The organism is Neobacillus mesonae (assembly GCF_023715155.1).
In the GTDB taxonomy this organism is placed as follows: domain Bacteria; phylum Bacillota; class Bacilli; order Bacillales; family Cytobacillaceae; genus Neobacillus; species Neobacillus mesonae_A.
The window spans coordinates 1-285 of record NZ_JAMBNQ010000135.1 but is presented as its reverse complement, the minus strand read 5'-3'; the positions used below and the strand labels follow the sequence as shown (position 1 = coordinate 285).

Annotated in this window: 1 protein-coding gene; it reads right to left on the bottom strand. The window is 37.2% G+C overall.

What is annotated here, in order from left to right:
• A partial coding sequence (locus M3183_RS26870) for a reverse transcriptase domain-containing protein (RefSeq protein WP_285881254.1) occupies positions 1-285 on the bottom strand: 285 nt, incomplete at both ends.

Here is a 285-nt window from a genome sequence, read left to right as displayed (position 1 = left end):
ACTAATAACACCACCCTGAGGACTGCCATTATCATTCTCGTAAACAACACCATTCTCTAAGATTCCCGATTTTAAGAACTGTACAATTAAAGCTAAAACACTACTATCCACAACTTCTTCTTTAATTAAATCAATTAGTTTATCATGTGGGATTGAGTCAAAGTACGTCTTTATATCGGCGTCAATTACATACGTATACCCCTCCATCAAATCCTTACGGATTTTGTCTATCGCCATATGCGCACTACGGTTTGGACGAAATCCGTAACTACAGTCTAGAAACTT